This is a genomic window from Kitasatospora sp. NPDC091207 (genome assembly GCF_044768625.1).
Classification (GTDB): domain Bacteria; phylum Actinomycetota; class Actinomycetes; order Streptomycetales; family Streptomycetaceae; genus Kitasatospora.
The window spans coordinates 1-18,493 of the sequence record NZ_JBIVVS010000041.1 but is presented as its reverse complement, the minus strand read 5'-3'; the positions used below and the strand labels follow the sequence as shown (position 1 = coordinate 18,493).

At 71.1% G+C, this 18,493-nt stretch carries 16 protein-coding genes; 6 read left to right on the top strand and 10 right to left on the bottom strand.

What is annotated here, in order from left to right; all coding sequences use genetic code 11:
- Nucleotides 1-329: 329 nt before the first annotated feature.
- From ACIQTO_RS36450 to ACIQTO_RS36440, 3 genes are all read right to left on the bottom strand, one after another.
- Entirely contained in the window at nucleotides 330-1,742 is a 1,413-nt protein-coding gene (locus tag ACIQTO_RS36450) for a hypothetical protein (protein ID WP_402397593.1), read from the bottom strand.
- Nucleotides 1,743-2,932: 1,190 nt separating this feature from the next.
- Nucleotides 2,933-3,379 (bottom strand): anthrone oxygenase family protein, encoded by a 447-nt coding sequence (locus ACIQTO_RS36445; RefSeq protein WP_402397591.1) that lies wholly within the window; start codon nucleotides 3,377-3,379, stop codon nucleotides 2,933-2,935.
- A gap of 315 nt (nucleotides 3,380-3,694) precedes the next feature.
- Nucleotides 3,695-4,375, bottom strand: a complete 681-nt coding sequence (locus ACIQTO_RS36440; protein WP_402397588.1) for an IclR family transcriptional regulator — start codon at nucleotides 4,373-4,375, stop codon at nucleotides 3,695-3,697.
- Between the two features lie 84 nt (nucleotides 4,376-4,459).
- Between ACIQTO_RS36440 and ACIQTO_RS36435 the strand changes: the two genes are divergently transcribed.
- The 5 genes from ACIQTO_RS36435 to ACIQTO_RS36415 all read left to right on the top strand — a co-directional run bounded on the left by ACIQTO_RS36435 (nucleotide 4,460) and on the right by ACIQTO_RS36415 (nucleotide 9,090).
- Nucleotides 4,460-5,110 carry a nitroreductase family protein gene (locus ACIQTO_RS36435; protein WP_402397585.1) on the top strand — a complete coding sequence of 217 codons (651 nt, stop codon included), beginning with the start codon at nucleotides 4,460-4,462 and terminating at the stop codon, nucleotides 5,108-5,110.
- A gap of 460 nt (nucleotides 5,111-5,570) precedes the next feature.
- Entirely contained in the window at nucleotides 5,571-6,068 is a 498-nt protein-coding gene (locus tag ACIQTO_RS36430) for a hypothetical protein (RefSeq protein WP_402397582.1), read from the top strand.
- A 7-nt stretch (nucleotides 6,069-6,075) separates the two neighbouring features.
- Nucleotides 6,076-6,414: a hypothetical protein gene (locus ACIQTO_RS36425; RefSeq protein ID WP_402397579.1), complete on the top strand. Its 339-nt coding sequence runs from the start codon at nucleotides 6,076-6,078 to the stop codon at nucleotides 6,412-6,414.
- A 6-nt stretch (nucleotides 6,415-6,420) separates the two neighbouring features.
- The gene (locus ACIQTO_RS36420) at nucleotides 6,421-7,026 is read left to right on the top strand and encodes a hypothetical protein (protein ID WP_402397577.1); all 606 of its coding nucleotides are present in this window, start codon (nucleotides 6,421-6,423) and stop codon (nucleotides 7,024-7,026) included.
- A 426-nt stretch (nucleotides 7,027-7,452) separates the two neighbouring features.
- Nucleotides 7,453-9,090 carry a hypothetical protein gene (locus ACIQTO_RS36415; RefSeq protein ID WP_402397574.1) on the top strand — a complete coding sequence of 546 codons (1,638 nt, stop codon included), beginning with the start codon at nucleotides 7,453-7,455 and terminating at the stop codon, nucleotides 9,088-9,090.
- A gap of 188 nt (nucleotides 9,091-9,278) precedes the next feature.
- Here ACIQTO_RS36415 and ACIQTO_RS36410 read toward each other — a convergent pair whose 3' ends face one another.
- The 6 genes from ACIQTO_RS36410 to ACIQTO_RS36385 all read right to left on the bottom strand — a co-directional run bounded on the left by ACIQTO_RS36410 (nucleotide 9,279) and on the right by ACIQTO_RS36385 (nucleotide 15,725).
- Nucleotides 9,279-10,178: a DUF1963 domain-containing protein gene (locus ACIQTO_RS36410; protein WP_402397571.1), complete on the bottom strand. Its 900-nt coding sequence runs from the start codon at nucleotides 10,176-10,178 to the stop codon at nucleotides 9,279-9,281.
- Between the two features lie 75 nt (nucleotides 10,179-10,253).
- Nucleotides 10,254-10,709: a hypothetical protein gene (locus tag ACIQTO_RS36405; protein ID WP_402397569.1), complete on the bottom strand. Its 456-nt coding sequence runs from the start codon at nucleotides 10,707-10,709 to the stop codon at nucleotides 10,254-10,256.
- Nucleotides 10,710-10,885: 176 nt separating this feature from the next.
- A complete protein-coding gene (locus ACIQTO_RS36400) occupies nucleotides 10,886-11,845 on the bottom strand; it encodes a formylglycine-generating enzyme family protein (protein ID WP_402397566.1) in 960 nt (319 codons plus the stop codon).
- Between the two features lie 61 nt (nucleotides 11,846-11,906).
- A complete protein-coding gene (locus ACIQTO_RS36395) occupies nucleotides 11,907-13,250 on the bottom strand; it encodes an MFS transporter (RefSeq protein ID WP_402397564.1) in 1,344 nt (447 codons plus the stop codon).
- Nucleotides 13,251-13,362: 112 nt separating this feature from the next.
- Nucleotides 13,363-15,126: a sulfatase gene (locus tag ACIQTO_RS36390; protein ID WP_402397562.1), complete on the bottom strand. Its 1,764-nt coding sequence runs from the start codon at nucleotides 15,124-15,126 to the stop codon at nucleotides 13,363-13,365.
- A complete protein-coding gene (locus ACIQTO_RS36385; protein ID WP_402397559.1) occupies nucleotides 15,123-15,725 on the bottom strand; it encodes a helix-turn-helix transcriptional regulator in 603 nt (200 codons plus the stop codon). Before ACIQTO_RS36385 ends, ACIQTO_RS36390 begins: the two co-directional genes overlap by 4 nt.
- A gap of 1,431 nt (nucleotides 15,726-17,156) precedes the next feature.
- Here ACIQTO_RS36385 and ACIQTO_RS36380 point away from each other — a divergent pair.
- Nucleotides 17,157-17,438 (top strand): MerR family transcriptional regulator, encoded by a 282-nt coding sequence (locus tag ACIQTO_RS36380; RefSeq protein WP_402397651.1) that lies wholly within the window; start codon nucleotides 17,157-17,159, stop codon nucleotides 17,436-17,438.
- A 377-nt stretch (nucleotides 17,439-17,815) separates the two neighbouring features.
- Here the strand turns inward: ACIQTO_RS36380 and ACIQTO_RS36375 are convergent, their stop codons facing one another.
- Entirely contained in the window at nucleotides 17,816-18,196 is a 381-nt protein-coding gene (locus tag ACIQTO_RS36375; protein ID WP_402397556.1) for a CBS domain-containing protein, read from the bottom strand.
- Nucleotides 18,197-18,493: the final 297 nt, after the last annotated feature.

Sequence of the window (18,493 nt, the reverse complement as noted above, 5' to 3'; positions counted from 1 at the left end):
CGGTTTCGATGTCGTCTATTGCCGTTTCGACACGTCAGCAGCGATTCACTTACGTTCGTCTTTCCGATCCCCACCTCACGCCTCTTACGACGCCTTCTCCTTATCGCTCACGACGACGGTCTTCAGCCAACACAGCGCAAGGGATTTGAAGGCCCCCCGCGGGGCGGCTCCGAAGGGCCGAACCTTCACCTCTCGCACAGCACCGCTCTTTGAAGTTCGCTACCACCAACTCCTTTTCGCGTTCAGGACACACCCGCAAGCGGCACATCGTCGTGGACGCGGGGCACGTCCTCATGGACGTGCCCCGCCGTTGGCGCAGGTCGGTTGGGTTACCAATCGTCGTGGCGCTCGCAGCGCTCGTCGTGCTCGTGGCGCTTGATCTTGGTGAGGTCGGTGGCGGTGTGGCTGGCGGTGTCGCCGCCTCCGAGGGCGGTGGCGCGGTTCGTCACCTCGGCGTGGGCCTCGCAGGAGACGTCGACCTTCAGGGTGATGGGAGGGTAGTCGCTCCCGGCGGGGAGGACGTCGCTACGGGTGCAGGTGAGGATGTCCAGGGTGCAGTTCCATCCCGTGCCACTGATGCTGTCGGCGCTGAGCCCGGCGGGCAGGGTGTCGTACACGGTGACCGTGGTGCCGTCGGTCGGGGCGGCCCCGACGGCGTTGCCCACGGTGATGGTGTAGGTGCCGTCCCGCCCCTGTGTGTAGTGCGTGGTGTGGGTCTTGGTGATGGTCAAGGACGGGAGCGCGTAGGAGATGGTCACCTGGCCCTCGTGGTTCGCCGTCCCGAGTGTCGACAGCGCGTAGCTCGTGCCGGTACCCATGGGGGTGGCGAAGCTGCTGCCCCCACCACCCCCGCCCCCACCCGCCGCGGTGCCCGTGTTGTTGACGGCGCCGCTGCCGCCACCCCCACCGGCGAAGTACCCGCCCCCACCGCCACCACCGGTACTGACGGCAGTGGCGGCGCAGCCGCCGTCGAAGCTGCCCCCGGCGCCACCGGTACCGACCGTGGCACCGGAGAACCCGCTCCCCGACCCGCCGTTCGTGACCGCGCAGAAGGGAACGGTGCCCGCGGCCCCGCCAGCACCCCCCGTACTGGAACTGGTGCTGCCGCCGCCCCCGCCCTGCCCCGGCGAAGCCCCGGGGCCGGTGGCGGTTCCGGCGGTACCGCCGGTGGCATCCGGCGTTGTCCCGCCGTTGCCTCCGTTGCCCCCCGCGGAGCCCGCTCCGGTGCCGCCGGCGGCGCCGCCGCCCCCGGCGACCACCAGCAGGGAGCCGCCCGCGCTGATGCTGGAGGCCCCGCCCCCACCCGGACCTTCGAAATGGAAGCCACTGGCCGGAAAACCTCCCCCCGGGGCGCCGCCGTTGTACCCGCCGGCACCCGGCGTCCCGGTGCCGTTGCAACCGGTGCCGCCGGTGCCGCCGACGTTGATGGTGAAGGTGGTGGGGGCGGTGGCTTGCGGCAGGGTGGTCACCACCCGCGCCCCTGCCCCACCGGCCCCTGTGACCAAACAGGGGGTACCGGTATTGTCGGCGCCGCCCGCGCCGTCCGCGGTGATCGTCACCACCGCCGCCGCCGGAACCGTCAAGGTCTGCGGGGCGCCGGTGAAGGTGAAGGTCTGCGACGGATCAGCCCGCTGCGCCTGCACTGGCACGGCCTCCACCGGCGCGGCGGCCACCGGTGGAGCCGTGGCCGCCAGCAGCGCCATACCGGACAGCAGCGCGCACCCCAGCGATGCCGCCCCCACACCGCGCTCCCCACGTTGTCCACCCGGTTCAACCCGAGCGGGCACGACGACGGTGGGAACCGGGGTCGTCCCACCGTCCAGGGCTCTGTCGAACACGGCCACGGGCCACTGACGGCTGATCCGATACCACGGCAGGTCACCCTGTCCACGAGTACGAGCACTCATCTGCGGGTTCACCTCTCCTCACAACAAAGCGCCCCGCACCCCCCGAGCGACAAGTCACCAGCATGACAGGACACCTGATGGACAAAACATGACAAACAGTAATTAGATACCCCGATCCGATCACTTCGAGGTAGCGAGGTCATGAGCAACCTCGTGTGTCGCAGAGCTGCGCGGTGCGCACCTGACGCTTCGGCGGCTTCGGTGAGGCGCTTGGTGTCGCTCCTGGCGACCTTCTCCTACAGGAACCTGACCCGGGTGTTCAGGTGCACCGGGATCAGTCGGGGTGCGCTCGACACGCTCCAGGCCCTCGTCGACCTCCCCCATGGGGCATCGTCCTTCCTCTGCCCCCGGCAGGGACAGTGTCGTGCGGCGGGGACAGTGTCGTGTGGCGGGGCGGCGGCGCACGGTGCCTACGGGCGTGCGGGCGCTCGTCGGCGGAGGCGTCGCCCTGGGATGACGGTTCGGGCCGCGCCGGTAGGGGTTCGCGCTGCTCCGGCGGTCAGAGAGGCGGGCCGACGCGGTCCCCGTCGCCAAGTGGCCTGGACGCCGAGGGGAGGCACGGGCTGCGGTCGTCGCCGGGCCGGGCGAGGCCGTCACGGTACCCGGCCAGCCACCGAGGCACCGGAATTGTGCCTGACCAGCGGAAACACACCCGTCACCATCGGTTCGACAACGGCTTCCGAGGCTTTCGTCGTGTTGTCGGTGGTGGCAAGTTGTCATCCCTGCGGTACGCCGTTGGTATGCGGTATGCACAGGGTGGGGGCCCGACCGCTGAGCGGCAGACATTGCGCGTCACCCGGGGCCTTCCCTCTGTTTCCCTTCGGTCCCTGGCTTCGTGGGTGGTGGTCGGGGCGGTGGCGTCGAGGGGTCGCTGCGCCTACGGGGAGGGACCTGCTGGGAGGGCCGGGGCCGCCCCCACCAGAGCCTTCCTCGACGGAGCGGCGGTCAGCGGGAGGCGTTCCCGCAAACAAGCCGGCTCCTGCACGGCCCAGGCCGACCGCTGCCCCGAGTGGACTGTCGGCGCCTCACACGAGGGCGACGACCAGCAGGACGAACGCGGTCACGATGACGGCCACGCGCAGATAGTGGAGGCGGTCCCAGCTGCCGAGCTGCTCCCGCCAGTCCGCCGGGGCGTTCTCCGGAGTCCAGTGCGCCGCCCGGGAGTTGATCGGAACGAGCAGGGCCACCGACATCACCACGCTGAGGACGAGCAACCCAGCGGCCGTGGCCACCAGCCCCGCCCCGCCGTCCCTCCAGGTCACCGCGGACCACGCCACACCCAACACCACCGACCCGATGTACCAGAACGGCATCACCCGCCCGAGCAACCGGGCTCCCGCACTGCGGGCAGCGAGGCCGCCATTGTGCGGTAGTCCGTCGACGATCGGGTTGACGAAGACGGCCACCGCGAACTCCACGCCCACCAACAGGCCGACGACCACAACGGTGACGACAGCGAGTACGTTCTGCACGTTTCCTCCCAAGGCTCGGGCACAGCATCATCTAGCGCCGCTAGCTGCTGGTTCAATGCTAGAGGTGTCGACGCTTGGATGTCTAGCAGTGCTAGCAATCGGATCGGCGTCGATACCGGACCGCAAGGAACGGCAGCGGATCCGACCGGCATCGGCCGATCGTCACGACGTCCCCGCGAACGCGCGAAGCCCCGGGCCGGGACGCTGGCAGGCCGTCACGTCGTCACCACGCGTAGGCCCGCCGAACACGGCGACAGCAGCCGACCCGCGGCCGAGAGCCGTTCCCCGACGGCGCGCGAAAGCGGCTGAAGACCCTCACGACGGTGGCTGCTCGGGTGGCCGCACCTGCGCAGCCGCCGCCCGGACCGCCACCACCACCCGGTCCAGGGGTACGCCGGTGGAGACGATCACGCCCAGCGCCGCGACCGTCCCCGCCGGGCCCCGCACCGGGGCGGCCACCGACACCTCGCCCAACCGGAACTCCTCGGCACAGACCGCGAGACCCGCCGCCCGAATCCGGGCGAGCTGACCGGCGAGGACGCCCGGCGAAACCACCGTGTGGCGGGTGTGCCGGGGCAGCTCCGCCGGCGGGACGGCGAGCAGCACCTTCCCGTACGCCGTCGCGTGCGGCGACGGCCGCTCCCCGCTCACCAGGCACAGCACCCCGTCGGCCGGCGGGGTGGAGAGCACCGCCAGATCCGCGTGACCGCCGGTCCGGGCACCCAGCGCCCGCAGCGCGGGGAGCGCCGCGTCGAGGAGCCCGCGCGGGCAGGGCGCCGCCGCGCCGAGGGCCCGCAGCCGGAGCCCCAGCCGGTACCTGCCGTCCGCGCCCCGCTCCAGCCCGCCCCACGCCACCAGTTCCCGCACCAGGCGCAGCGCCGTCGGCGCCGGGAGCCCCGTGCGGGCCGCGATGTCGGTGAGCCGCAACGCCGCCGGGCCGCCGCCCTCGAAGGCGTCCAGCACCGAGAACAGCCGTCCCGCCACGCTCTCGCCCAACTCCCCGCCCCTGTCTCCTCGTCGGATTCCACTCAGTGGAAGCTCGGACTTCCCGCCCCGCTCGGGGTGTACGAGGCTCAACGCATGAACCTCGGTCTCACTTCCGACGCCCTGCTCTCCACCACCCGGGCCGTCCGCCACCGGCTCGACCTCACCCGGCCGGTGCCCCGCGCGCTCCTGGAGGAGTGCGTCGACCTCGCCGTCCAGGCGCCCACCGGCCGCAACCGGCAGCGCTGGCACTTCGTCATCGTCACCGACCCCGCCCGCCGTGCCGTCCTCGCCGACCTGTGGCGGGCGAGCCTGGGCGTCCCGCAGGCCCACCAGCCGCTGCCCGCCCGGGACGTACGCCGCGCCGAGGTCGCGCCGGGCGTGATGGAGCGGGTGTACACGGGCGTCGACCACCTGTACCGGCATCTGCACGAAGTGCCCGCCTACGTCATCCCCTGCGTCGAGGGACGCACCGAGGGCCTCTCCGTCACGCACCAGGCCGGCACCTGGGGATCGATCCTGCCCGCCGCCTGGAGCTTCATGCTGGCCGCCCGCGAGCGCGGCCTGGGCACCGTGTGGACGACCGGGAACCTGCCGCTGGAGCGGGAGTTCGCGCAGGCGCTCGGCATCCCGTACACGGAGGTCATGCAGGCCGCCTTCATCCCGGTCGCGTACACCGTCGGCACCGACTTCCGCCCCGCCCGACGGATCCCGCGCGAACATGTCCTGCACTGGGACCGCTGGTGACCGGCCCGGCAGGCGGAAGACCCGCGCCCAGCGGCGTGAGGTCCGCCGGGCCGCTCGGGACAACCGCCGTCCAGGGCGGGCGGCCCGGCGGCCGCGTCACCGGCTCCCCTCCGGCGGCCGCGGCTCCCGCATTCCGAGGAGCAGCGCTGCCGGGCAGTAGCAGCCCCGGCCGCCGGCGCCCCGGCCCGGTCTACCCCTTCCGAGCTTCGGCTGGAGGCCGGTGTCCCCCACGATCGGCATCAGTTCTCCCCGCGGGCGCGGGAAGCAGTCGTCGGTGCCGGCCAGGGCGGAGGCGTTCTGGAGACCATCCCCGCAGTGCGGGGAGCAGCTTCGGGGTCCGCTCCCCCGGCCTCATCGCTGGGACCATCCCTACGGACGTGGGGAGCAGGCAAGACCGGCCGGTCTCCTACATCGTTTCCTCTGGCACTTCCCGGGGCCCGAGTCGTGCGGGGATACTGCTGTGGTGCTGCTGACATGGATCGCCGAGGTGGCGGACGAGCCCCTGGTACTGGAACCGGCTGACCGGCGGGTGGAGTGGGAGACCAACACCTGGTGGCTGAGCGCGGAGGTCGAGGACAGGAGGTCCTTGTCCGTCTCCGAGGTGGTGGCTGCGTTCGAGCGGACTGCTTCAGCTCTCCGTGTCCGCATCCGCGAACTGGGTTTTCCCGGGGTGGCGACGTTCTACGTGTGGCACGACGACGTCGCCGGGCAGTTGAGGTGTTCGACCGGGTCGGTGCCACCGGATGAGTTGCCGTTCGGCGGAGCCTACGTGCCTTCCGATGACCTCGGGTCAGTCGTCGAGGGATTCCTGGCCGACAGTAACCCCGGGGTCATCACCTTGTCGGACTCTGATGAACTGCAGGACTCGGAGCAGATCGAGGCCGCCGAGCCGGAGATCGCGGCCTTCCCTGTCTGGGTCAGCAGCGTCGGGGCCGCCTCACCCGGTTCTGACCTGTGATCCCCCGGTGACAACAGACCGCGGATTCGCGGAGGGGGAAGGCGCGGGGGCGTTCACGCTGCCGGTGCGGGTCCAGGCGCCGGTGGACGGGAATGTGCTCGCCCTGTTCATCGCGTCGCGGGTGCTGACGGGTGAGAACCAGATCTGGCGTGAGAGGGTCAACCACGCCGGGCAGCGGCACGAGGAGACCGGCGAGCTCAACGTCCCCCATTTGTCGACGGTCACGTATGTCGGCTCTGTCGCTGATCTTGTGATGTTGGGTCGTCCGCAACGCCTGCTGCCATCGATCCCCTTGAACCGCCTCCCGGAACGCCGTGGCATGCTGGCCGACCATGGGCGACCATGATCGCCATTGCTGCAAGCGGAGAGAGACACGATGCGAATCCCGTGGCGTCGACGGCAGACCGGGCGATCACAACGGCTCCTCGAACTCGCGGGTGTGAAGCCAGGATCGGTAGATGACATCAGCGACCTGGACGTCTGCCGGCAGGTAGCCTTTCGGGCGGCCCGGCGGGACTGCGGCGCGACCGCTGAGGTTCTGGTGGTCGTCGAGGATCTGCTGAAGGACGAGGCCGAGTACGAGTTCGTTGTCACGCTCCTGGAGAACCTCCAGAACCTCGCCTCCCACGGCCTCGACACGTTCCGGTCTCCCGACGAGATGCGCCTGCTGCTTGGACCCCGAAGCATGATCTGCTGGGACACCGTGACTGGCTTCTGGGCCGCGGTAGCCGACTGGAGGGTTGGCACCGGTGCGCCGCTGGAGTCTGCCGCCGCGCTCCTCGGCGTCCAGGACGAAAGCCTGCGAATGCTCCTGTGGACGACGAACAGAACCCTCTCCACCGGCGAGAAGCTCGGGATCGCTGACGCTGTGCGCTACGAGAAGGCCGTCGGGTCGCCCATCCCCGGATTCAGCCACATCGCTGTCGCACTGCGCATCACCGGACAAGGCAGCCCCTGACCCGCCAACAGGCGAACACGCTGGCGCTGGTCTTGTGGCGCAGTCGGGTCAGGGCGTGCGGAGTAAGCGCCTGCGGAGGAAGTCAAGGTCGGCTCGTCCGAAGCCTTGCCTTTTGAGTAGTTCCGCCCTCGTGGCCTGTCCCTCGACCTGGCCGGAGCTCCACGGGGTGGAGGGCCCGGCGGTGACGGCGTCGTGGCGCCGCTGAGCGGCCTCGGCGTGATGGGCATCACGCCTCTTGGACGGGGCCCGACGGCTCTCGAACCGAACGGCTGCTTGTCATGCCTGCCGAGAGGACAGCTGTGGTGGGCCGAGCACGGCAGCACGCTGTCGGTCCAACAGGGGCGTTCACTCCTCCTGGTACTCGCTCATCATTCGCCGGCGGGATGGCGTGCGAGGATGCCGACGAGCTATCTGGAGGATCGCCTGATGCCTGAACCCCTGTCCGTCGACCGTGTTCTCGGAGGTGGCCCCTTCGCCGAGATCGGCGCGCCCCTGGTGGCGGTGCGCTGCGAGACGCGGGGAGAGATCGCCGTCGGGGGTGATCTCGGGGACCTCTACTGGTCCGGCCGGTCCGTCAGCGGCTGGCGCGGCCACCGCGTCGGTGTCTACGGGCTCGACGAGCTGGACTGCCGGCAGGTCGTCGACACCCAATGGCCGGTGAACTCCCTCGACTTCCATCCGAGCCTGCCGCTGCTGGCCGTCGGCACCGGCTCGTACGACGGCGGCTACATGTTCGAGGGTGAACTGCTGCTCGTCGACCTGACGAACGGGAGCGTGGTCTCCGCGCTGAAGGATCGCCGCGAGGTCCGCCGGGTGCGCTGGAGGGATGACGGCCTCGCCCTCGAACTGGTCGTGGCCCCGCCCGACGAGGACGCGGCGAAGAAGCCGTTCACCCACGGTTCCGCCGCTGTCCTCGAACGCGAGGACTGGAATGCCGTCGCCGACCGGAGCGTCGCGGCCCGTGAACTCACCGGGCCGCTGGTCGAAGCCGGGCCCCGCCCGGACGGTGCGGAGGAGGCCGCCCAGGACATGGTCACCGCACTCGGTCACGCACAGGAGAGGTGGTGGTCGTTGCGGCGGCAGGTCTGGGCGCTTGAGGCACTGGCCGACGGCAGGGTGCTGGCCGTACTCGAAGGCACGAAGCTGGAGAGCTGGCTGCCTTCCGGCACACGCGAATGGTCGGTCCCCGACCCCGACGGTGCACGTCAGCTGTACGTCTGCCCCGACCAGGAGTCCGCCTGGGTGAACGTGGCACACCCGGGCCGCTGGAACGGCTCCGGCTGGGAAGACGACAGCAGCACGGTCGAGCGGCTCTCCCTCGCCGACGGCAGCACCCTGGAAGCCGCTGAAGTCGCCTTCCCCGCCGTCCTGGCGGCCGACCTCGACGGCCGCATAGCGCTCCGCGACACCCGCCAGGACGAGCCGAAGTCCCCGATCGTGCTGCTCCCCCCGGAGCGCCGGGAGTCCACCGGCGTGGCCATCGGCGGCTACGACTGTTTCAACCACTACTTCCCGGTCCGGTACAGCCCCGAACTGCTCTTCCTCCAGGGCAAGAAGAAGAAGTACTGGAAGGACAAGTGGATCGTGTCCGTCATCCCGCGGGTGGGCGGTGGCGAGCCGGAGGTCCGCCGGCTCTTCCCCCTCGAATGGGACGCCGGCCGCCACGGTCACCTCTACGGCGGCCCGGCCCTCCGCCTCGCCGACAACGGCGGCAAGGACGGTGCCCTGGTACACGCCGGCGAGGTCCACGATCCACATGGACCGCAGCCCGGGCACGCCTTCATCGTCCGACGTCGCTTCCCGGACGGCCTGCCGCAGTGGGTGTTCACCGCCGACCACCCTGCCACCGCACTGGACACCGACGGCCGGACCATCTTCGCCGCCCTCGCCTCCGGCGAGGTCATCGCACTCGACGCAGCGGACGGCACCCTGCGATGGCGAACCCGCCTCGAAGTCAACGGCATTCCGACCGTCCCGCTGTCGCTCGCGGTGGCCGGCCCCCGGCAGCTGCTCCTCGGCACGGTGGACGGCCGCATTCTCGAGTGCGAGACCGCGGCCGACTGAGAACAGGCTGACGAGTGTCGGGCCAGGGGACGCGCGGGGCACGAAGGCCAGGATGTGATCGATCGGCGGTCGCATGCGCCTGCGGCGCGCTGGACACGATCGCGCGGGTGGTCACCCGCCGACTCGCCCCGGGGGCCTTCGAGGCCCGCTGACGCCCGCACCCTTCGGCCGGGTGCGGTCGCGCTGCCTCACGAACAGTCCCAGTGGTGGTCCACCGGACGGTCCGGGCACGACCTGCACTCGAAGATGTAGACGCCGCCCGCGTCCCCGAACATCACCTGGGCGGGACTGTGCGCTCCCCGCTCCCCGGCGGAGTCCCGGCGCTCCTCGCCGGTCTCGCTGTCGCGGTCCTCCAGCGGGAGCCAGGTGCGGTACGACAGACCGTCGTACTCCCAACTGCTCACCGTCAGGAGGTGGTCCATCGTCTGCCCGCAGGTCGGGCAGTCCGGCCAGCAGGGTTCCTGGGTCCAGCTCGGATATCCGCCGAGCTTGATCCCCGGGGCCTCGGCCAGGTGGTAGCTGTACCACAGACCGGTACGGGCCTTCAGTTCCTCCATCCGGACGCGCAGCACCGGGCTCACCTCCTCCGGCATGTCCCAGCTCGGGTAGTCGACCACCGGCTCGGGGTGCAGGACGCACGGGGCCGGGATGCTGTCCTTGGGTACCGTGCTGACGGTCGACGGCGCTGCGGCCAAGATCGGGCCCACCGAGTCGGAGTTCCGCCAGACCACCCGGGGCGTCGGCTCCGGGCAGAGGTCGACGATGAACGGGCACCAGAGCACCTGGAGCAGGTCGGTACCGGCGGGGAAGTCGAGTTGGGGCACGTCCCGTCGGTGGATCTGGACGACGGACACCATCGGCACCGGCCCCTCCGTCGCGGGCCGGCCCCACTCCGCCGGGTGGCTGCTGCTCGGGCAGAGCGGCCACGGCTCGTCGGCGGGCCACAGCAGCGGCCCGCCGACCGAACTCTCGGCCGGGGACGGGCTGCCGGCCCGCGGGTGGAGGCGAATTGCGTCGCGGCTCAGCGGCACCAGCTCGGGGAGGAGCTGCTCCACATCCACGGGGCGTTGCGGGGTCGTGCGGGTCATCGTCGTCTCCGGTGCGCGGTGCGTCGTGGCAGTCGAGCCGGACAGGATTGCCGGGCCGACACGGGTCCAGGTGGTTCAGGGGAAGGTACGGCTCGAAGCACTCGCACGGTCAGGGAATGAAGTGAGCTCCGAGCAGGCCTCGGCCGGCGCCTGCTGCGGCACGCCAGACCGGGGGACGCCGTCGAGAAGGGCGTCGATGTCCTCCCGGTCGCCTTCGGGGTGGAGGGCGGCGGCGAGAAGCGGCTCGGCCCGGCGTCGTGTTCGAGTGGTCCAGGTGAAGGCTCGTTCGACGGCGGGGAGGGTCCGGAGGACCTGTTCGGGGGTGAGGATGAGGTCTCCGGACCAACCGGGTAGTTCGGCGTTGCACTGAGGTCCGAGGGCGAAGGCCATGGCAGTTGCCGGGTAGGCCTTGCGGGTGGCAACCGAGAGGTGGGGCAGGGCCTTGTCGTAGCCGCGTTCCCATGCCTCGTGGACGAGGCAGATCCTTTGGTGAAGTGCGGACGGGCCGGCGGTGGCGGCGAACCGGTACATGACCGCTTCGGTGCTACCGGCCTGGTGCCACCGCTGAAGAAGGTCCCTGGATTCGGCGGGTGCGGCTTCGGCCTCGATGGCCGGTGCCAGGTCTGTCCTGTAGTGCGTGATGTGTTGTCGGCGTGCATGGGCATCAGGCACCACATCCCAAGAAGCTCACGGCGGCTCCCTCGGGCTCAGGGGGCGTCGCGGGCGCAGCGGAGGCCGGCGTGGCCGCTGGAGCTGTCGGGGGTGTTGGAGCTGCGGGCGGCGACGCGGTAGCGGTTGCAGTAGGACTTGTGGCACAGGTGGGAGCCGCCGCGGATGACCTTGGCTGTTCCGGTGGCGGGGCCGGTGGGGCCGGCCAGGGGGCGGGCTGTGGGGTGGTCGGTGGTCCACCAGTCGGCGCACCACTCCCAGACGTTGCCGGACATGTTGTACAGGCCGAAGCCGTTGGGGTCGAAGGCGTCGACGGGGGCGGTGGCACGGTAGCCGTCCGCGGCGGTGTTCCTGGTGGGGAAGGTGCCGCGCCAGATGTTGCAACGGTGGGTGCCGTCGGGGTCGAGCTCGTCGCCCCACGGGTAGCGGGCCTGTTCGAGTCCGCCGCGGGCCGCGTACTCCCACTCCGCTTCGGTGGGCAGGCGCTTGCCGGCCCAGGCGGTGTAGGCGTGGGCGTCGTTCCACGAGACGTGGACGACGGGGTGGTCGCCGCGGTCGGCGACCGTGCTGCCCGGGCCCTCGGGGCGGTCCCAGGCGGCTCCGGCCACGGCGCACCACCAGGGGGTTCGCTCCACTCGTGCGGCGGTGCGGCGCAGGGCGGCCGGGAGGAACTGGGCGAAGACGTAGGACCAGCCGAGGCGTTCGGCGTCGGTCCGGTACCCGGTGTCGGCGGTGAACGCGGCGAACTGCTCGTTGGTGACCGCGCAGGCGTCGATGAGGAACGGGTCGAGCCGGACCCGGCGCACGGGTCCTTCGCCGTCGTCGGGGAACCCTTCGCGGTCGTCGGTGCCCATCAGGAACTCGCCGCCGGGCAGGAGGACCATGCCGTCCCGGGGGCCGTCGGCAGGGCACGGCGCGGGCGCGGGTGTGAGTGCGAGCGGCCGGCTCGGTCCGGCGCCGCGCGAGGGGGTGCAGCAGGGAGGCGGGGGCAGGGGCATGGTTCCTCCAGGAAGGTGTTCGCGGACCTGGCTGTGCGCCGGGTCGGGGTCCGGGCCGGCGTCAGGCCAGGGCGACTCGGCGCCTGCGGTCGAGTTCGCGCTGCACCCGCTGTACGTCGTTGGCGTAGGGCAGGTGGAGAAGGGTCAGGAAGGCGCCGTTGGCGAGCATGAGGACCACCAGGACCGCCAGGAACACCGGTTGCAGCCCGTACGTCTGGCCGAGGAAGCCTGCGCCCAGGCCGAAGACGGCCCAGGCGACGGCTTCGAAGACCGAGACGTAGATCGTGAAGGCGGTGGCCCGTAGTTCGGGCGGGGTGACCGCCATGACCATCGGACGGTTGAGGCTGGGGTTGACGCCCTGGGCGACGCCCATGAGGCAGAAGAGCAGGGCGTAGGTGCCGATGCCGCTGTAGTGGACCTGGGTGCCCAGGAAGGCGAGGACGGCGAAGGCGATCTGGGCGCCCTGGAGGGCGCCGGGGAGTCCGTGGCGGGGGCTTCGGCGGGCGGCCCAGTCGGCGAGGAACCCGCCCGACAGGGTGCCCAGCAGGTATCCGATGCCCAGGGGCATCAGGACGACGGCGGCCCGCTGGGTGGTGAAGCCGAACACGTCCACCAGGTAGACGACGGCGAACGAGGAGAGCAGCAGGTGTCCGGAGAGCAGCCGTGACACCAGGAGGATCGCGAAGCTCGGGATCCTGAACAGCGAGGCGACGGTGGCCAGGTCGATCTTCGCCCGGGTCCCGCGGGTGGCCTGGTCGAGGTCGGCGAGCTGGTGTTCGGCCGCGCCGCGGCCGGGGTCGCGCAAGCAGAGCAGCAGCACCACGCCGAAGAGGATGTTCAGGACGCCGACGCCCCACAGTCCCCAGCGCCAGCCGTCGCGAACTCCCGCGAGCTGTCCGATGAGCGGGCCGAGCACCGAACCGACCAGCGCGAGCCCGCCGTAGAGGGCACCGACGGCGCGACCGCGCGACGCCGAGTCGAACAGGTCGCCGAGGAGCTCGGAGACCAGCGGCTGGGCCGCTGCGTAGCCGGCCGCGAGGACCGTGACGAAGAGCAGCAGCTCGGCGAAGTTCTGGGAGAAGCCGGCGGCCACTCCCCAGATCCCCCACAGGCCGGTGGACAGGACCAGGACGCTCTTGCGGGACCAGCGGCGCGCTGCCCACACCCACAGCGGGGCCGCGAGCACACCGATCAGCTTGCCGGCGGCGGTCAGGACACCGAGCGCGCCGAGCGTGAGGTCCAGGGCCTGTCTGATGACCGGGAAGAGGCCGGTGACCAGGCCGGCTTCGGTTCCGTCGACCAGCATGGCGCCGCCGAGGAGCGAGAGCTGGGCCCAACGGCCCCTGACAGGAGGTGAACCGGTTCTCGTGGCGGATCCGGAGGTGGCCTCGATAAGGTCGGACATGCGCGACTCCGCTCTTCGCATCGTTCGTCAGAAGGGGCAGTGCGGGGAAAGGGGTTGTGCTCGCCGGTGACGGGGTTGCCGCCCCGTCACCGGCAGGTCGTGCGGCGGCCGGTCAGAGCGCGGCGAGTTCCTCGGCCACCCGGTGCAGGGCGGAGACGTCGGTGAGCCCGCCGGCCAGGGCGGCGACGTCGATCAGTGGGGTGGGGCCGAGGAACTGCAGGAACTCGGAGTCGACGATGCCGGGCAGGTGCCGGCGCATCACCTCCACGGCGACCGGGTCGGAGATCAGGGCGAAGACCGGGGTCCGCAGCGAGAAGCGTCCCGAGGGGTAGTCCTCCGGGCGGGGCAGCGGCTGGGCCGCCCGGTCGGCCTGCTCGCGCTGGGCGCGGACCAGCAGGTGCTCCGCGCCGACCGGGCCCTCGGCCGGCAGACCCAGGCGCTCGTACTGGCTCGGCGGGGCGTCACCGGCGCGCATCAGCTCCACCAACAGGGTCGCCATCCGCAGCTCGGCCGCGTCGTCGATGAGCGGGGTGCGCTGCTCCGGATCGCTCTCCAGGTCGAAGAGCAGGGTGCCGTGCTGGTAGGGGTTGATGAAGGTGCGCCCGGGGACGCGCAGTGTGCGCACGCCCTTGGTGAAGGTGAACGGCTCGGCCAGCTGAAGGTCCGCCAGCTCGGCCGGTGAGAACCGCCCGCGCATGTGGGTGGGCATCAGTGTGTGCTCCAGCAGCGGCGTGTTCTGCGCCGTGGCGGGGGCACGCATGTAGACGTACCGGCCGTCGGTGACGTTGACGTGGCCACCGTGGGCGCCGAACAGCGCCGCCTCGCGCACGGGGGTGTCCTCGGCGACCGGCAGCGGGTGGCCCTGCATGTCCGCGGGGCGCTCGATGCCGAAGTACTCCAGCAGCGTCGGCGCGAGGTCGATCGTCTGTGCCAGGGCCTGGCGCCGCTCCCCGGCTCTGCCCGCCCGCGGGTCCCAGACGAACAGCGGCAGGTGCACCAGCTCGTTGTACCAGGGCTGGACGACCTTGCCCCACCAGCCCTTCTCACCGAGCAGCAGGCCGTGGTCGGTGTTGACGATCAGCAGGGTGTCTCCCCACAGGTTCTGCTCGTCCATCAGGTCCAGTACCCGGCCGAGGGAGTGGTCGCACATCGACAGCAGCGCCGCGTACTCCAGGCGGGCGTGTTCGACCTGCCCGGGGGTCTCCACCACGCGCTTGTAGTCGGGCCAGTCGAAGTGCGGGCCGTCGTAGTCGTGCGGGTAGAGGTCCTTGAACCGCTGGTGACTGAAGAACGGCTCGTGCGGATCGAAGGTCTCGATCTGGACGAACCAGTTGTCCGCGTCCCGGTTGGTGCGCACGAACTCCAGGCCCGCGTCGAAGGTCAGCGTCTGCGGGTGCTTGTCCTCGGTCGCCATGTGCGGGCGGTTCACCCAGTCCTGGCGGTAGGCCTCGAACCGCAGCTTCTTCAAGTCCTCGGGGATCTGCGGATCGCCGACCAGGCCCTTCCACGGGTCGCCCTCCTGGCCTCGGAAGAACTCCCAGGTGTTGTAGCGGCCGTGGTACGTGGCACCGCCGTCCTCCCAGTAGTGCGGGTGGTCACTGACCAGGTGGGCGTACACGCCGTTCTGCTTGAGCAGTTCGGGCATGGAGTCGTCGAACGGCTCCAGCGGGCCCCAGCTGCGGTGCAGGAAGTTGTACCGGCCGGTGTGGATCTCCCGGCGGGCCGGCATGCACGGCATCGACCCCGCGTAGGCGTTGTCGAACGTGACCGACCGCTCCGCCAGCCGCGCGAAGTTCGGCGCGTGCGTCCAGTCCCCGCCGTAGGGCGGCAGCAGGTGCCGGTTGAGACTGTCGAACATCACCATGATCGCCTTCATGAGGCGCTCTCCTCTCCGGCCGGTGGCACCTTCGGCCCCGGCTGCCACTGTTCGAGACGCCGGAGCATGCGCTCCAGCCAGGCGACCCACGCGTCGATTGCGCCCGCGCCGTACCGGTGCAGTTCCTCGTAGACCTCGCGCGCCAGTTCCTGGTCCAGTTCGGGCAACGGGTCCTCGAAGCGGACCGTGCGGTCACGGGGCCGGTTGCGGGTGATCTGCTCACGCCGGTGGTCCAGTTCGGTGCGGATCAGACGGATCGCCGCCTCGCGGTCCAGGACCGCGGCGAAGGCGAAGCGGGAGAGGAAGTCCGCGTCCTGGAACCGGCTGGGCGGCTCGTACGGGGAACGCACCCACGCCATCAGCGCCTCCCGCCCGACCGGCGTCAGCCGGTACACCTTGGCGTCGGGACGCCCCTCGCGCGGATCGACCTCGAACGCCACCCAGCCGTCGGCCACCATCCGGCCCAACAGGCGGTAGATCTGGCTGTGATGAGCCCGCGAACGAAGGAACTGGCCCTCCGTCTCGACCCACTTGCGCAAGTCGTACCCGCTGAGCGGGCGGCCGGCCAGCAGGGCCAGCAGGACATACTCGAACTGCATCGAGCCCCCTATGTGCACAATCACCTATGTGCTGAGTGTTCTATCCGCAGCCGCCAGGGCCGTCAACGCGCCGGACGGCGACTTATCGGACCGTTCACACGGGGTTCACGGTGATTCATGGTTCCGCAGCACCCGGCGGCCTCCGACGCGGTCCGGCCGGGGGCACCCGCTCAGCCGTACGCCGCGCCGACAGGGCAGGGTGTCGACCTGGCAGAGGTGGTATCCGCCGCGCTGGAGGGGTGCGTCCGCCCGACCTGTGACGCCCGCCGTCCGTGCCTTCTGATCCAGGAGTGCGGACGCGGTGGCGCCTATCGGGCCCCGGCGGGCGGTCACCGTGCTGCCTGGTGGTGCCGATGGCGTCGCACAGGGCGAGGACCACCTCCCCGACCGACACCGCAAAATCTATGCCCGTTGGAGTAGACATTGCCGCACACCATGGCTAGATTTTCTCTCGTAGACGCGGTCAAGCGGTACCCGCCAGACACGAACTGGCGGGCGGCAGGAGAGAAGTTCGCAGGTCGGCACGGTTGCAGGGTCCTGAAGCCAGGGATGGCGCAGTAAGGCGACAGGACCGGTGGCCGGGCCAGGCGGCCCGCAGGCATCAGGGGCCGCCGCCCAGCGGTACCGCAGGTCAAAAGACGCGCCGGGCAGGTGGGCGTGAAGAAGGTGACGCGAAGACGGCGCGGTAGCGGAGTCCCGAAGCCACGGCAGGTGCAGGACGGCAACGGGACTGGCAACCGGGCCGGGCGGCCCGCAGGCATCAGGGGCCGCCACCGAGCGGTGCCGCACTTCGGTAAGTGCATGACCAGCAGGTGAAGTTGAGTTGCGCAGTACCGGCAGTCGCAGTACGCGGTACCCCAGTGAAGGCGCCCAAGACTGCGGGCGCGCGTGCTGGGAGTCCGGCAGTGGGGTTCCAAGCCGAGCGGTTGAGCAGGACGGGCGACGGGGCTGGCTGCCGGAACCGGCGGACCACCAGGACCGCCGCAGCAGCACCGGGTAGTTGGCACTACCACGCAGTTCGCAGTTCCGAGCAGGTCGCGGTACCCGGTAGTGGAAGTACCCGCGGTTCGCAGTAATCGGTCAGTACAGAGGATGAACGGAGGGGACAGAGCGCCATCAGGATCGCCCGGCCCGCGAGGCATCAACCGGGCGGATTCCGAAGACCCCAAGGCAAGGACGGTGGTTTCCGGTCACGCATACGCGATCCCCGCACGCCCCCACCCCCGGGGCGAGGCGGACATAAGGAAGTCGGCCACAGGGCCGGCAGATGGTGTAAAACCCTTCGGGGCCCCGGGAGCCGCAATGGCCCCGGGGCCCCTCAGCGCGTCCCCCGACACAACAAGAAGAGGTGCAGTGACCACGGCAACCATCCGACCGCATACCCCCGACCCCGTCAGCTCGTTCGACGACGACGACTACCCCGCCTACACCATGGGCCGCGCCGCCGAGATGACCGGCACCACCCCGGGCTTCCTGCGCTCGCTCGGCGAGCAGGGCCTCATCACCCCCCTGCGCTCCGACGGCGGCCACCGCCGCTACTCCCGCTACCAACTACGGATCGCGATGCGCGCCCGCGACCTCGTCGACCAGGGCACCGCCATCGACGCCGCCTGCCGCATCATCATCCTCGAAGACCAACTCGAGGAAGCCCTGCGCATCAACGAGCGGCTCCGCCGCTCCCAGCACGGCCAGGAACCCGCCGCCGACACCTGACCCAGCCATCCAGGCCGACGAAACCGGCCCGCGGTGAGCAGCAGGTGCTCACCGCAGGCCGCCCGGGAAGCGGCGCTGTCAAGCCTCGACCACCGGTGTGGCCCGGGTGCTGCGCGTGAACCCGGGCCCTGTGGCGACCGCCCCCGAGGAGACGAAGCCCAGCTCCGTGTGCGCCGCACCACCCCGACGAATCCCCGCCGGGAGGCGGCCGCCGATGGTGAGGGCACGGGACCGGACGCGACAGGGGCTGGGCGCCGCAGCTTGACCAGCGGCCGCGGGGCCGGTGGGCGCCATGGGCTCACAGGCGGGCTTGACCGTCGCCCCCGGTCCCCGAGCCCGGATGCCCTCTGCGCCGCATTGGCGCCCGCGGTCGAGTCCTAGAGGCTGAGCAGGCCGATGGCGTGGCCGTCGTGGTCCACCACCGGCCAGGTGTCCAGGCCGCGGGCGCGCATGGCAGCGGCCGCGACGGCGGCGGGCATGTCGGCGGTGGCGAACGGGGCGCGGTGGAGGACGATGGCGCGCACCGGGGTGCGCTCGGTGTACCAGGAGCGGGCCTGGAACGGCGCCAGGTGCAGGCGGGTCAGCAGCCCCGCGCAGCGGCCGTCGTCGTCGCGGACCAGGACGTGGTCGGCGCCGGAACTCTTCATGATGTCCATCGCCGTGTCGACCATGACATCGTCACTGATCTGCAGCTCCGGGCATTTCATGAGGTCGCCGACCGTAGCGGTGGTCGCGGGGCGTTCGAGGGTGGCGGTCATGGGTGGACTCCTCCGTGTCTCTCCCGCCGAGGCCGGCGGTCATCAGGGCACTGACGGTGGGGCGGCCGGCGGAGTCCGCCGGAGCGGGCCGCGGCGGTGCTGACGGATTCCGCGGGCGGCCGTCGTGGGAAGCCGGCGGCGCCGACCTCGTGAACTGAGCGGGCCCCGGTCCGCACCGCGAGCCGGACCCGACGGGTACTACGCGGCGAGGGCGACGCGCCTCGGTGCCCGGCGGCGGCCGGAGGAGCCCTGGTTGTCGCGACCGGCGGCCACCCGGGTGTCGCCGGTGGGGCGGCC